The sequence below is a fragment of the Acinetobacter sp. YH12241 genome, from assembly GCF_013417535.1.
Classification (GTDB): domain Bacteria; phylum Pseudomonadota; class Gammaproteobacteria; order Pseudomonadales; family Moraxellaceae; genus Acinetobacter.
The window spans coordinates 103222-118055 of sequence record NZ_VPDQ01000011.1 but is presented as its reverse complement, the minus strand read 5'-3'; the positions used below and the strand labels follow the sequence as shown (position 1 = coordinate 118055).

8 protein-coding genes are annotated in these 14834 nt (G+C 46.3%); 4 read left to right on the top strand and 4 right to left on the bottom strand.

What is annotated here, in order from left to right; genetic code table 11:
* On the top strand, positions 1-265 hold a 265-nt coding region (locus FTV18_RS08725), incomplete at its 5' end, for a transposase (protein WP_306669914.1).
* A 621-nt stretch (positions 266-886) separates the two neighbouring features.
* Here the strand turns inward: FTV18_RS08725 and recD are convergent.
* From recD to FTV18_RS08710, 3 genes are all read right to left on the bottom strand, one after another.
* Complete coding sequence (gene recD / locus FTV18_RS08720; RefSeq protein WP_257229515.1) at positions 887-2659, bottom strand: exodeoxyribonuclease V subunit alpha; 1773 nt, start codon at positions 2657-2659, stop codon at positions 887-889.
* A 71-nt stretch (positions 2660-2730) separates the two neighbouring features.
* A complete protein-coding gene (locus FTV18_RS08715; RefSeq protein ID WP_180017465.1) occupies positions 2731-6855 on the bottom strand; it encodes a UvrD-helicase domain-containing protein in 4125 nt (1374 codons plus the stop codon).
* The gene (locus tag FTV18_RS08710; protein ID WP_180017467.1) at positions 6855-10565 is read right to left on the bottom strand and encodes an exodeoxyribonuclease V subunit gamma; all 3711 of its coding nucleotides are present in this window, start codon (positions 10563-10565) and stop codon (positions 6855-6857) included. Before FTV18_RS08710 ends, FTV18_RS08715 begins: the two co-directional genes overlap by 1 nt.
* 178 nt (positions 10566-10743) lie before the next feature.
* On the opposite strand from FTV18_RS08710, the gene FTV18_RS08705 reads away from it, so the two are divergent.
* A complete protein-coding gene (locus FTV18_RS08705) occupies positions 10744-11247 on the top strand; it encodes a hypothetical protein (RefSeq protein ID WP_159123426.1) in 504 nt (167 codons plus the stop codon).
* Between the two features lie 48 nt (positions 11248-11295).
* Here the strand turns inward: FTV18_RS08705 and FTV18_RS08700 are convergent, their stop codons facing one another.
* Entirely contained in the window at positions 11296-12717 is a 1422-nt protein-coding gene (locus FTV18_RS08700) for a phosphate--AMP phosphotransferase (RefSeq protein ID WP_180017469.1), read from the bottom strand.
* 206 nt (positions 12718-12923) lie between these two features.
* On the opposite strand from FTV18_RS08700, the gene FTV18_RS08695 reads away from it, so the two are divergent.
* Both FTV18_RS08695 and ubiE read left to right on the top strand, forming a co-directional pair.
* Positions 12924-13628, top strand: coding sequence for a hypothetical protein (locus FTV18_RS08695; protein WP_104426682.1), 705 nt, complete (start codon positions 12924-12926; stop codon positions 13626-13628).
* A 260-nt stretch (positions 13629-13888) separates the two neighbouring features.
* A complete protein-coding gene (gene ubiE / locus FTV18_RS08690) occupies positions 13889-14833 on the top strand; it encodes a bifunctional demethylmenaquinone methyltransferase/2-methoxy-6-polyprenyl-1,4-benzoquinol methylase UbiE (protein WP_180017471.1) in 945 nt (314 codons plus the stop codon).
* Position 14834 lies beyond the last annotated feature (1 nt).

Sequence of the window (14834 nt, the reverse complement as noted above, 5' to 3'; positions counted from 1 at the left end):
GTTGAAAGAGCAAGGTATTGATTTAATTACCTATCATCGAAAAAATATGCAGGCTATACAACTTTCTGAGTCAGATAAATATCACTTAAAACAGCGCAATAAGATAGAGACTTTATTCAGCTTATTGAAAGGTCAGTACAATTTAGTGACAAGCAAAGCACGTAGTGTTCATGGATTTCTAGGAGGGATTTACGCGTCCTTGTGTGCATATCAACTGATCCATAAAAATAAGCCAACAATTCAAATTATGAAGTCATCGGCTTAAGCAGGATTCGGGTTATATTTAAAATATTTCTGGTCGCGCTTAGAAATAAATGATAAAAAAAAGCCCGAGTAAACTCGGGCTTTTTCGCGCTGTAGTTTCTTCTATTATCATTTTTTATTTATTGTTTTTTTTAGTGCGTTTTACGCTTTATTATTTTCAAATCTTCCTGACTAAAAATAACTTCCTTGTGTGGTAGATTTTGCCATATTGTCGAAATGCTCATAGAGGCATTTATCCTCACTCGCTGTAAGCCATTGCGTACAAAATTGTCATCGAAATTTGCAAAATATTACACTTATATATCTTTTAATTACACTATTTACTTAAATTTACTTATTCTGCCAACTTAATTGAACTATAAGATTACGGCAAAATTCCATTAACGGCAGATATAAAAAAGCCTTGTAGTCTCTCCCAAAACTACAAGGCTTAGCGGCTGTAAGTTTCCTCTTTCACTTACTTCACTGTAAGTTCGCTGTCTGGTGACATTCTTGTTCTTATTATGCGATTTATACCCAACTTTCCGTGTTGAGTTCTTTTGTGTGACCAATCTTCTCAAAAACCGAGTAAAAGCTCCATGCGCCAATTTCCTGAATCCATGTAAGCATTTACCTACAACAGTTATTTATTTTTTGCCAATAGATTGTTGCATTGTTCAAGTATTTTTTCGCTTAAGCCACTCTTTCGTGTGGTTCTGACGCATAGCGCTTGTGTAAACGCGTCGCGATCTACCAGTAAGCTCACAACTTTTTTGGCCCGGGTAATCGCTGTATAAATCAGTTCCTTACTCAGCAAATTTTTGGCCTGTTGATCGAGTACTACAGCAGTATGAGTAAATTCTGAACCTTGCGATTTATGAATCGTCAAAGCAAATGCCGTTTCGATACTTTTCGGTAAGCGGGTCGCCAGCACCCATTTTTCTAAGCTCGGGAAATACACTTCAAATTGTGACTGTCCTTCTTGTTCTCTCCAGAAACAGATGCCAATATCACCATTGGACAGACCCAGCTGATAATCGTTATAAGTCATCATCACTGGTCGACCGGTATACCAGTCGCCCTGTTTTAACTTGCCTACACTGGCCAGAAAACGCTGTTCAATCTGCTGATTGATTTTATTCAAGCCCAGATCACCATGCCGGATTGCGGTGAGAATCCGGTAATCATCAAAGTACTGAATTGCCTGCTGCACATATTGCTCGAAACCAGCCTGATCCTGAGCCAGCTTGATCGCGTCTGCATAAGCCTGATAGCCATACATCAGTTGATCATAATATTGGTCTAACTGTAGACCTGTAGTTGGGTTTATTTCTGGCAGATATTGCAGTTGCAGCTGGTCAATCTCTACCTGATCCAGTGCAATTGCTTGCAGCTCACTCGCAGCAACCACTTGCTGTTCAAACTGGTTTAAAACCGATGCTGGAACATGTTCCTGCTGGATAAAGTGCGCCATCGCACCAATCCGGGCGCCTGAAGCAAAACGGCGTGTCGTGATTAAATTGACCCGATTATCTGCCAGAACAGAAGTCTGCTGTAAATCTGCCAGTACAGTGCCGACATCCACCGAGGCCAGCTGGTCTGCATCGCCTAATAGAATTAAGCGGGCTGAATCTGGCACTGCAGCAAGAAGCATCTGCGACAGGCTTAAGTCCAACATGGATGCTTCATCAACCACGATCACATCATAGGGTAAAGGCTGCTTGGCATGAAACCGTGGGCGTCCCAACCGCCCCAAGCCCAGTAAGCGGTGCAAAGTAACGGGTTGAACCTGCTTTAAAGCCTCCAGTTCAAAAGCTTGTAACTTTTCACTATATAAAGCTTTTTGCAAGGCTTCTTGCATCCGCTGTGCAGCTTTACCCGTCGGAGCGGCCATCGCAATCCGGATATTAGGCAAGGCTTCATGCAGTACAGCAATCATATGTGCCAAGGTGTAGGTTTTACCAGTTCCTGGTCCACCGGTAATAATATTCAGCCCCTGCTTGGCGACCATTTCCAGCGCTTGCTTTTGCTGTGGATCTGTCAGGAGATTACGATCACGCTCATTTAAATCAACCGGCATGATGGCTTGAGACTTGATCCGGGCGATCTCTGTAGCGACTGCCTGCTCCAGCTGCCAGTAGCGGTATAAATACAACTGCTGGTTTTCAAAAATAAAAGGTGCAATGCCTTGAGCCTGCTGGCTACGATCCAATACCAAATGATGCAATAGAGCTTTTTGCTCGGCACTAGCCGGAATACAACTATTGCCCTCCTGCATCGCTTCAAGGAGCTGCTGAATCAGCAATTTTGCGGCAGCATCAAAGGTCGCCGAACTGAACGGTGGCTGACATAGATAGTCAATCCAGGCCATTAAATGGGCTGATTGCTGAGACACGTGAATTTGCTCATTTTCCACACAGTTATCCTCAAAGTTATCCACAGGATAATCTTCTGTTTAAACTCTTAAAATTTTATAAATCATCAAAATTATGCTGATTTTTTCTGCTTAAAATAGCCCAGAATTTCATCCAGTTTCAGAATAAATTCCAGACCAGGCTGCCAGTGATAAGCGCCTTGTTCAGCCTGACCATTTATACCGCGCAAATACAGATAAGTCGCCCCACCCAGATGCTGCTGCATGTCATATCCCTGCATGTTCACGCTTAGATAACGATGCAATGCCACCAGATATAAGGCCGCTTGCAGCCAGTAACTGGAGTGGGTCATATTCTGCTGGATGGCCTCGGCCGTGTAATGCTGCTGATCCGGCCCGAGAAAATTGCTTTTATAATCGGCAATATGATAACGCTGGCCATCAAAATAAACCAAATCGATAGAACCGGTCAGATAGCGTGCTGATTTTGCCTCATTAAAATCAGGCATGAGAATATCATGCTCGACAAACAGTTGCTGGATCTGACGAATCTGTAACGGCACATCGGTTAAAGACAGGTAAAACGGGAATTCAGACAAATAAGTACCTTGCTGCAACTGCTCCAGGCTGAACTCTGCCTGTAGGGGTGCAGCCAGAATTTCTTTGAGCCAGTCATGAACCCGATTGAGCAGAAGATCTTCAATCATCTCATCAATGAAATGATCGAATGCCTGCTGAAAAACGGTTTCTACATCCAGTTGCGCTGCTGTCTCAGCAGGCGTCATCTGCGCTATTTCCTGTTCGAAAAACAGGATAAAAGGTTCATCATCCAGTTCTGTAACATAGCGTTGAAACTGCCCTAAGAAGTTCAACCATTCAGAGTGATCGAATGTTTGAGCGGAACGGAAAAACTGCTGCCATTCCTGACGATAAGCTTCACTCTGATCATGCAGGCGAATTCCGGTCAGGATTTTATAATTCAGGCTGGAGAGTACTTTTTGCATACTCTGCTGCAATTTCTCCGGCTGCATTTGACCTTGACGGGCCACCTGACTGAACAGGGTCTGTAAATTCACACAGGCCGTCTGATAGCCCGGGGTAAATGCCTGCTGTAACAATGGACGAATATGAAAGGCCTGATGAAATTTCTCTTTCAGTTCCTGCCAGATTTGTGGTGCGGTATTTTTAAAACGACGACGGATTTCCAGATTCCAGTAACTGCGATCCTGAAAATCGATATGCTCAAAAATACTGTGCAGGAAGGTTCCGGTTACCGTGCCTTTTGGGAAATTCAGCTTAATCCAGTCCAGTGGCTGACCGGCTGATTGCTGTTCCAGTTCCAGCAGATTCATTTCATCTGCGGCACTGTCCGGACGTTCAGAAGCGATGACCAGATCATCCTGCAATATCGCCTGATGCGGGAGATGCTGTGACAGCGCGGTAAAGCTGGTTTTAGTCCGTGGATAGAACTGTCGCTCCGGTAAAGGATGAGCCTGCATCTGTAACGATGCTTCTGTCTGTTTTGCCACAATTCTAGGCGGCTCAGAAGCCAGAGGTTGTTCCAGCAGACTTAGGGCATGCTGAAAGGCCGCCTCACCTTGTCCACGCCAGAATGCCAGTCCTGAATCCGCCTGTCCGCTCTGATCTTGCAGCATGGCATAAACCCGGTGACTGGCCCGGGTCAGTGCCACATACCAAAGCCGGTGATTTTCTGCGGCATTCCGAGCCGCATTTTGCAAAATCGCCTGCTCATGCAAATCCTTATGATTAACTGCAATCACTCGGGATTGTTCCAGTACATTTTCCGCGGCTGACAGGGAAAAGTTCAGATTCCCTTTATTTACATCAAAAGGCGCATCGGCACCTAACAGGAACACCACTTTGAATTCCAGACCTTTGGAAGCATGGATGGTCAGCAGTTGCACCCCATGATCGCCGGAGAGTTTGCGCTCTTTTTCATTGTCCTTGCCGGAAGGTGATTGCAATTGACGCAGATACCAGTGATACAGCTTTTGAGCACCCTGATAATATTCACTTTGCTGGCACAGAATCTCGGTCAGGTGACGTAAATTCACCACTACCCGTTCATTGTCCAGGCTCTGGCTTGCAACCAGATTGGTCCAGACCTGAAACAGGTTTAAGGCATAATTCCAGGCCGTCAGAAACCCTTTTTCAAACCACATTTCCCGGATAGCATCAAAGTCTGCAATATAACGGCTCAGACCTTCGCTCTGCTCTTGCAGTTCGATTAACTTTTTCAGGTTAAAGCCCAATAAACGGGTCAATAAGGCACGTTTGACTTTGGTTTCATTAAAAGGCTCCATGATCGCGGTCAGAACAGCTGCAACATCCTGAGCCACCGGGCTGGCAAAGATGCTCTGCTTGGATTCCTTATAACAGGGAATACCCATACGTTGCAGACGCTGCTTGACCTGTTCCAGCGCATAATGGCCAAAACTCAGGACTGCAATATCATCCGCTTTTAAGTGCTGAACGTTGTCACCCTGCTGGAAATACAGTTGCTGCTGTTCAGACTGATTCAATAACTGGCGGATTTTCCAGACCACCTGATCGGCTTCAACATCCTGTTCACCGAGTTGAATCCAGCGCAGTGGATGCGGATTGCTCAGCGTTTTATCGATTAAATCCGGATGTGGCCGGCTCCCCGCCTGAATCAGGGTGTAATGCACCTGTTCACCAAAATCCATCTGGCGTTGAAACAACGCGTCCACCACCTCGACCAGAGGTTTTACCGAGCGATGGTTCTGGATCAGAGTATATTCACGGCCCTGCTTTTGCAGCACATCGGCACGCGCCTTGTTATAGGTCAGCATGTCGCCGCCACGAAAACCGTAAATCGCCTGTTTCGGGTCCCCAACCATGATCATACAGCCAGCTTTCACTCGGTTCGGATCACGCCAGATTTTAGCCAGCAGATCATCCTGATCCTGGTTGGTATCCTGAAATTCATCCACCAGAATGAGTGGATAGCGTGCCTGTACAAACTGGGCAAAGCGTTGACCTTGCTGTCCCTGTAAAGCTTCAGCCAAGGTTCGAATCTGTTGGGAAAATGTGGTTTCACCCTGTTTTTGCAAGGTTTGCGGCAGACGGTTCTGCACACTGCGAATAATATGATATTCAAGATAGGTGGTCAGCTGCTTCAACTGTGCATCCATCTTCTCTTTGACTTCACACAATCCATCAATGGCCTGAATCAGGCTATGTTGCAGAATCTGCTGCTGCTCTGCTTCCGGACAGCTTTTGTTAAATACTTGCTTCATTGAGACCGGTTGAAAATCGGTTTTCTTGCGGCGCAAATAACACAGATTCAATAAAATCGCATGCAGTTCTGGATCAAAAAAGCTCATCGCGCCTTTGGTTTTCAGCACAGCCATCCAGGTCATAAAGTTTTCACAGACATCGCTTAATCTGGTGAAAAAACTCTTATGAAAATACTTCGGAGAATTCTGGCAATACTCCCGAATGATCTCAATTTCATGTTCATGTACATCGAACAGGCGCTGAATGCAGTGCTCTAGTTCAGCCAGATCCCATTCGACGTTTTCTACCTTCTGAAAGTATTGCACACGGAAATTTAGAGCATCACGAACTAGTCCAGTATAGTGTTCTACTGGTTTCAACAGGTTTTGCAGATATAGATGATTGACCATATACTGCGGCTGCTGCTGGATCCATTCTCGTAGCACATCATGAATCAGCTGCTGGATATACAGGTCCTGATCTTCAGTCAGTTCGGCCCGTTCAATCTTGCCGCTTTCAAAGGCAAATTCACGCAATAATTTCTGGCTAAAGCTGTCCAGTGTTCCGACAAACAGCTCATCCAGCTGGTTCAGAACCAGACGTAGACGGCGCCGGGCATAGTCCATGCGTGAGCCATAATCTTTCAACACCTGCTGGAACAGCGGATCCGATTCAGCCTGGATTTTGGCGGTGATTTCGACCGAATTCAGCTCCTGATGACGCTGAATGAAGGCTAGCGTTTCCTCGACTCTGAGACGTACCCGGTTTTTCAGTTCAGCTGTAGCCTTACGGGTAAAGGTTGTGGCAATCACCTGATGCGGATAATACTGATCCAGAAAAATCCGTACCATCAAACTGGATAAGGTATAGGTTTTACCGGTCCCCGCGGAAGCTTCAATCCAGTGCAGGCCGCTAAAGCGCATGTCCTGAATCGGATTGGTTGAAATCTTTTTGTTCTGGTTGGGTAACATGGTCATTATTCTTTTATCCATTCCAGATGTTCATGAATCGGTGCATATAACGCATGGGCAAAATCATGGCAACAGCGTTGCAAGGCCAGATCCGGGTCCTGATCCTGCAAAATAAACTGCCAGTCCTGATGCAACTGGCTGGATTCATCGCTGGCCAAAGGCTTGGCACTTTCATAGCTGTTGTTCCAGGCCTTTAGCAGTTCCTGCATCTCGGCAATGGTGATCTGTCCCTGTTCATTTTCGGTCCATTCCCAGGCCTTTTTCATCAGTAATTCGGCAGGCAATACCAGCGGCTGGGTCTGTCCGATTTCCCAGGCTTTCAACCAAGCCTGTAAATGATGACGTGCCTGACTAGAACGCAGCCCGGAGAACTTCAGGGTTTTATTACTGAAAATGACAATCCGTTCCAGCTGCGGAGACAGTTCATCATTGTTCAGATAGGCCAGCCAGAGCAGATATTCCAGCCAGACCTGTGCCCGACGTTTTTCCGAAGCGGAGGAAGACTGCATACTCAGCCAGTAACTGCTGTGCGGCACTTGCGGCAAGGTAATATGAATCAGCAATTCAGGGTTATATTGCCAAGTTTGCTGCGTTACAGGTGTCAGCTCTTTATTCAGCTGCAATAAACGTTCTTTTAGCGATTGCTGTTCCTGCTGACTGCTGAGCCAGGTCGCTTCCTGAGTTTTTCCGACCGGTAAGCGGTCCAACATCAGCTGTGGCTCAATCTCTTGATCCTGTTGTAATAGGAAATCACGGACCTGATACTGTTCCAGTTTATTCAGCAATAAGGGTTCTCGTGAACTTGGCAGATCGGCATATCTCACACTGGAAACACCGATACTTTTCAGGAATAGACGTGCTGGGAAAATCATGTCACGAATCCATTCATCCCCTTTCAGCACCCGGATTTCTTTCTGCATCAGTGCCGGATAATGGGCATTGATCCAGCTGCTGCGCTTGCCCTCTGCACTGCGAATATATTCTGCTACAGCAAACCACTGGGTCTGATAACGTGGAGTATGAGATTCAACGTAACCAATTGGATCGAACGGCTGTAATGGATGTACATAATAGAGTTGACGGATATGTTTGGCCACGCTCAAACCATTGATTTCAAACGTTTCATCGACTTCAGCATCGGGCTGGTCTGACTGGCAAATCAAGGCAATATGCTGGATCAGTTCCTGCAATGAAGTGGATGGATCACGCGCTTCACCATCATCAACATCAAAGCCATTATAGAACAGCCATAAATTGTCCTGTGCCAGTAGCAATGCATCCAGAAAAGCGCCTTGGTCATCATCCAGACGGGAACGATCCCCTAACTGCGGCTTCAGACTGTTCATCAGGTCAAATGGCACCTGCTGATTCCGGCTCGGAAATTTACCGGTATCCAGATTCAGCATCACCACCAGCTTATACGGCAACGGACGGATCTGGCCGATTTGACTAAAGGTAATTTGTCCGGTCGGCTCGGCCTGATCCAGTTGCATCTCCAACGTATTCTGAATTTCTTCCAGTACATAAGGCAATGGCAGACTTAAGGCGACCAGCTCCTGGCTGGCCTGCGGATCATCCTGATCATGGTAATCGGCCAACGTCAGCATCCGCATCTGCTTGTCAATGATTTCTGCGACCGTCTTTAAGGACTCAACCCCGGCTTCACGGAACTCATTCAAGTCTTCACGCAGATATTCCAGCCAAGTTTTTACCGGGGTACGTTGTCCCTGTTCATGCAAAATCAGCCAGTCACGGCGCTGAACCAGATCCTGATAAATCTGGATTAAAGTCGAGATCAGAGGAAAATCACTACTCAAGACCTGAGCATAGCTTAAGGTATCCTGAAACAGGGCGTGTTCTGGCACTGCAAGTCCGAGTGCCAGCCGATCCAATGCAAATTTAAAACTGAAACGGTAATCTTCATCACCGGCAGTCAGGCTTTGCTGTAAATGCTGCTGATCCAGACCGCGTTTAAAGCCCGCTTCGCCCAGTAACTGCAACATGCGCTCAACTTGCGCGTAGTCCAGCGCATATAGTTGCTGGGTCGCATTCAGGCTGAGCCAGTCGGCAAAATCTTCGATACTGAAACGTCGATGCACCAGCTGAATCCGGCCCAGTACCGCGCGCCAGGCATTGCTGACATCGAGTCGGGACACCCCGGCAATCTGAATCGGTAAATATAGATTATCTTTTTGCAAACGCTGGCTATGGCCTTCCCGTTCTCGCGGGGGTGGTGCAAAGACGCTACGAATCGCCGGTTCCAGCTCTTTCAGGTTCGGGGCCAGCACCAGAATATCGCTCGGCTGACGTGGGGCATCTTCCGTGCCTTGGGCCAGCCAGTGAATCATCTGTTCTTTTAAGACTTCCAGCTGGCGCAGTGAGGAATGACAGACATGAATCTGTACCGAATCATCGTCGGGTTTGAGCGGATACTGGTGTTTTTCCGGTTCCAGCAGGTACAAAATATCCGACTGGATTTTGGCCAGTAACTTATCCTGATATTCATCCACGAAAGCATCGGCCCAGAGACCTTCTTCACCTGAAGACAGTTTGGACAATAACGAGAAATGATCACGCGCCTGTTTGCCAAAGCGGGTCAGCAAGGGATGACGCGATTCCCGGTCTTCGGCATTAAAATTCAGCTGAAAGGCTGCAAAGAAATGCTGGATTTCGGTATCAGTTGGCAAACGCCCCTGCGATTTTTCAAATTTCCTGATGAAACGTTCCTGCACGCCAAGGTCATAACGCGCTTTCCAGTCCGGATCGACGCTGTCGGCCCAGTATTCCTGTGAAGGGTTAAAGTGGAAAATATAAATATCGATGTATTGACCGAGACGGCGCAAGAAATCCAGCTGACTCGGTGGCAATTCTAGCAAGGTAAAGACCACGACCTGTTCTGGCAAACGTTTTAAAGCCTGTACCTGAGTATCTTCATTTTCCAGACGTTCCCAGTACATCTGTTCGATGTCCAGAATCTTGGCATAATCATCCTGAAAGACATGCTGCCACAACCAGCGCTGCCAGGCTTCCAGTTCGCGTGCCTGAATCTTGACGAAGTCTGCCACCGGAATTTCATGGCCATTTTCATCTTTAGGAATATAGATCATATGCTCAACATCGAGCGCAATATCCTGCCCCCAGGACACCAGCCAGTTAGTGGGACAACGACATTCCTGTGGTGGGCAATTCCGCGAGCAATAACCACGGTAATCCATATAATGGCTAAACAGGCGCGAGACCTGTTCGGATACCCAGTACAGCATGCTTTGTTTTTTCAGCTGCTTCTCTGTGCCCTGTTCCAGACGATCTGCGCTGTCATAAATCCGCTTGATAATCGAATACAGCGGATGATCGATCTCTAAAGGAATTTGCTCAGGCAAAATACATTTGCGTAGTGCCTGAAATACCCGCCATTTAATAATAATTCGGGGAATATTGGCTTCACGGACCTGTTCAACTTCTTTTGGATTATTTAGCACCCACTGATAGGAAGTCCACTGAAAGGCACGGATCCGATGATGAAACTGGGTATTGGCACTGATGCCCTTTTTCTCGGCAATTTTCTGGGTGAGCCAGGCCTCGACTGCAGGAGACGGTACAATAAAATGCCGTGCCTGTAACACGGCCAAGGGATTTTTCGCGCTCTGGTTGACGATACGCAGCATACTATCCAAAAGCACATCAATGCGTTGACTCTGAATAACATGAATTGCCATCGTTTCCCCTGAAAAATGAGATGGAGCAGTACTACAAAATGATAAAGATTATTTACTATACTTACCGAACTGTCTATGTCACTTTAAAACTCATACTTCAGTCAAAAAAGTTCTTTGAAAAAAGCATCTTATTGATGTTTGAACAGAAAAAAACAACATCTAGCTTTAGGTAATGCCCATGAAATTAGACAAAATTCCAGATCGTATCGATCCAAGTTTAGATTTAGACAGAATTCGCAACGAGTGCTTAGAGCTAACCAAAAAACGTGCCTATTATTCTGCCGGAGCAGCTGTGATTCCGGTGCCATTTCTGGACGTGGTCATTGATGTCGGCATTCTGTCGCAACTGATTCCGGAGATCAATGCCCGCTTTGGTCTAGCCCCTGAACAGATCAGTGTGTTTGATCCTGCAACCAAACAGGTGCACTGGAATGAACTGCGTAAACGCGGAATCGAGTTTTCCGGTCTGGTGGTAGCACGTACAGCAGTCAAAAAATCTTTGAACAATGTTGCAGCGAAAGTGATCACAAAGCAAGTCACAAAATTCATTCCGCTGGGTGGTCAACTGGTAGCCGCGAGCCTCGGTTATTTTGTCATGAAGAAAATTGCTGAAGCGCATGTGGAAGATTGCTATCGCACAGCAAAAAATATTCAGCAAAAACAGATTGCTCAAGGCAAATAAATTTCCCGCCCCATTGTTTATCCCCAAACTTTTCAAAACTCAGGCAGATTAATCTGCCTGAAGCTGCTTTAAAATTGTTTTTAAAATTTCGACCCGAGCGGTGTTTTTATCATCAGTGGCGATAATGTGCCATGGTGCCTGTTCTGTCGACGTACGTTCAAACATGTCGGCGGCCGCTTTTAAATAATCATCCCAACGTTCCCGGTTACGCCAGTCCTCATCGGTGATTTTAAAGCGCTTATGTGGGGTATCTTCACGCGCCTTGAAACGGGCCGCCTGCTCTTCCTGGGAAATCGCCAGCCAGAATTTAATAATTACGGTTTGATGGTTAATCAGGCTCTGTTCAAATCGGTTAATTTCATCATAGGCCCGCTGCCATTCTGCCGGGCTGGCAAAGCCTTCTACCCGTTCTACCAGCACCCGACCATACCAGGAGCGGTCAAAAATACAGATATCATCATCAGTTTGCAGCTTGTTCCAGAAACGCCATAAATAAGGTCGATTCAGTTCATATTTTTCCGGCGCCCCGATGGTCTGGATTTCATATTCACGTGGATCCAGCTTTTTCACAATCCGCTTGATTGCTCCGCCCTTGCCTGCTGCATCCATCCCTTCAAACAGCAAAATCACATTACGTGGGTCTGAGCGCAGCGCCTTGGCCACCTGAGGAGACAGTTTTTTCAGTTCCGCTTTATAGTCCTCTGTCTTGGCAAGTTCTTGCGAAGGATGCTGCAATAATTCTGGAATTTTGGCCTGTTTCCATCGTCCTTTGGCCCGAACCGGATGATTGGGACAATGTTTTAGCGCCTGCAAAATATACTGTGCAAACTGCTGGTCACGCTGTTTTTCATCTTCCCCGTCAATGATCAGCCAGTCTTCGTCTTTAGTAAACCGCTCTCGCAAACGTTGCACGGTGTCGTACTTTTTTTTGTCGCGCCAGTCCAGCCCATGCAGTTTGTGCCATTGCATTTCACTCGGATCCATCTGATCCAGGCGTTTTTGTAGCGTTTTCCAAGGTAAGTCGAACCAGACCTTGACCACATCAACATAGTTATTTTTTAGATCCTGCTCAAAGACACGCATATCTTCCAGATAGGCATCAAACTGGGCATCATCAATGGCACCAGTCTGCATGGTGGTTCTGAGCAGATCGCTGTACCAGTTACCAAACAAGACCATGATCTGGCCTTGGGCAGGAATAAACCGTGTATAAGGTTGCCAGAAGGTCTGTTTTTCTCCTAATACTTGCGGCTGATCGGCCTTCACCTGCAAATAACGGGGATCTACCCATTCACGTAACTGTTTGACCGCTTCGCCCTTACCTGCCAGCTCAATTCCATTGACCAGAACAATTAGGCTTTTGCCATTTTTCTGACCTTGGGTTTTTCTCAGATCATACTGGGCATTGATCAGCGCAAGGGATAGCTCGTCTTCATCCATTAACTGGAAAATTTGTTCTTCTGTACGCATGGAGATCCCTCATCTTTTATTCTTGTGGGCAGTATAGCGAGGAGTCTGAACGCAAAAATAGCGTTAGCAACGTTTTTCACACGATTAGATTGTCTGTTTAAACAGCAAATTGACATTCAAATAAGGAATCATTGATCAATTTGTCATAGCGAGATTGCGCCACACCCTCTAAGATTCTGAGATCGAAAAATCATATTTGAAAATACATGTCCAAACTTGCCCGATTAGATGAACTCTTAGAACAGTATTATCAGCTGAAATATCATACTCAGCCTGAAATTTTAAGCCGTTTACAGGATGTGCAGGCATGGCAAAAGGCACGGATGCAGCGTAGCCATCATCAGCATTTTTCTGAAAAAAATAACCAGCTGATGGCCGAATATTTCCTGAACCGGCTCTACGGCGGCCCGGACTTCGACGCACTGGCCGAGCAGATTGCACGACTGATGAAATATGCGCACAAGGCAGAAAAAATGATTCCGGAAAATGCCCTAAAAACCGGAACCTCAGGCGTAGAACTGGCGATTCTGGCGGTACAACTGGATGAACAGGTCGCAATCCAGCTTTTAGAGGATTATCCTGCCAACGCACCATTGACCGATGAAATGATGCGTGTGACCTATCTGAAACTGGATCAGGGTGAGGCGCGCTTGAAACAGCTGGCATTGCTGGATCAGCTGGGTGTCAGCCTGGATAAATATATGCGTTCCTTTGTGGTTTATACCGCCTTCAAGATGTGTAAAGGCGCAGCCAATAAATATCATTTTCAGGTGATGTATGAGTTTATGCAGGACGGTTTCCAGGCCATGAAACCGTTAAAATCGGCAGAAAAATTCGTACATGACTTTACTGCGATTGAACGCGGCATTATTGATAAGGTGCATTCAGGCGATCCAACGCCATTTCAATAATAGATGCCTTTCCCATGCCCAATGAGGAAAGTTTATGGTCCTGCCTGATCCTGATATTTTCAGGTTTTTATGGCAGGCCATCGCCAGTGATAAATCATATGAATTATTCGATCACTGGCAGTGAAGATTTCCGCCCATATTCCTATTTTTCTGTATATTATTCATAACAATTGCATCATGATTGCTGAATAACATCCAAGAATCTGTCATTATGCAGGCAATGCAAGATTAACCCGATTGATATGTTAGGAGTGACTCCAATGTCGAATGAAAATCAAACGCCTACCCCTACACCCGAGTCGGCACAACAGACAGACAAAGTGAGCCCATTCTTAACCACTCCGCTTCCGCAAGGCGCTCCACAAGGTCAGCAACAATCTCTAGAACAACGCCTGACCGATATGCCTGTGACTGGAACTGTCCCTAAATATAACCTGCCACGCGGTGCCAATACCGGTAACGTCGGTCCAACCACGCACTTCGGCTACAAGACTGTGAGCAGTGACGAAAAAGCCCAGAAAGTGGCTGAAGTATTCCATTCGGTGGCCAGCAAATACGACATCATGAATGACCTGATGTCATTCGGTATCCACCGTCTATGGAAACGTTTTGCGATTAATATGTCAGGTGTGCGCCGTGGCCAGCATGTGCTGGATATTGCGGGCGGTACAGGTGACCTGGCTAAAGTATTTAGCCGTGAAGTAGGCCCTACCGGCCATGTGGTATTGTCTGATATTAACGAATCCATGTTGAATGTTGGCCGTGACCGTCTGATTGATGCCGGCTGTACCAATGTTGATTTCGTTCTGGCGAATGCGGAAACATTAGAACCATTTGCCGATAACAGCTTTGATCTGGTAACGATTTCTTTTGGTCTGCGTAACGTCACCGATAAAGATGCAGCACTGGCTGCGATGTATCGCGTACTTAAGCCAGGCGGCCGTTTACTGATTCTGGAATTCTCTAAACCAGTCTTCGAGCCATTCTCAAAACTGTATGACCTGTATTCATTCACCGCTTTACCAATCATGGGTAAAATCGTGGCGAATGATTCAGAAAGCTATAAATACCTGGCTGAATCAATCCGTATGCATCCAGACCAGCGTACTTTAAAAGGCATGATGGAAAATGCTGGCTTCCAGAACTGTGATTACCACAACCTGACCGGTGGTATCGTTGCCGTTCACCGTGGCTTCAAGCTTTAAG

Bases quoted from the DNA above. Each gene is read 5' to 3' on its own strand.
- FTV18_RS08715 (WP_180017465.1), bottom strand. From the start codon at position 6,855: ATGACCATGTTACCCAACCAGAACAAAAAGATTTCAACCAATCCGATT.
- FTV18_RS08710 (WP_180017467.1), bottom strand. From the start codon at position 10,565: ATGGCAATTCATGTTATTCAGAGTCAACGCATTGATGTGCTTTTGGAT.
- FTV18_RS08705 (WP_159123426.1), top strand. From the start codon at position 10,744: ATGAAATTAGACAAAATTCCAGATCGTATCGATCCAAGTTTAGATTTA.
- FTV18_RS08700 (WP_180017469.1), bottom strand. From the start codon at position 12,717: ATGCGTACAGAAGAACAAATTTTCCAGTTAATGGATGAAGACGAGCTA.
- FTV18_RS08695 (WP_104426682.1), top strand. From the start codon at position 12,924: ATGTCCAAACTTGCCCGATTAGATGAACTCTTAGAACAGTATTATCAG.
- ubiE (WP_180017471.1), top strand. From the start codon at position 13,889: ATGTCGAATGAAAATCAAACGCCTACCCCTACACCCGAGTCGGCACAA.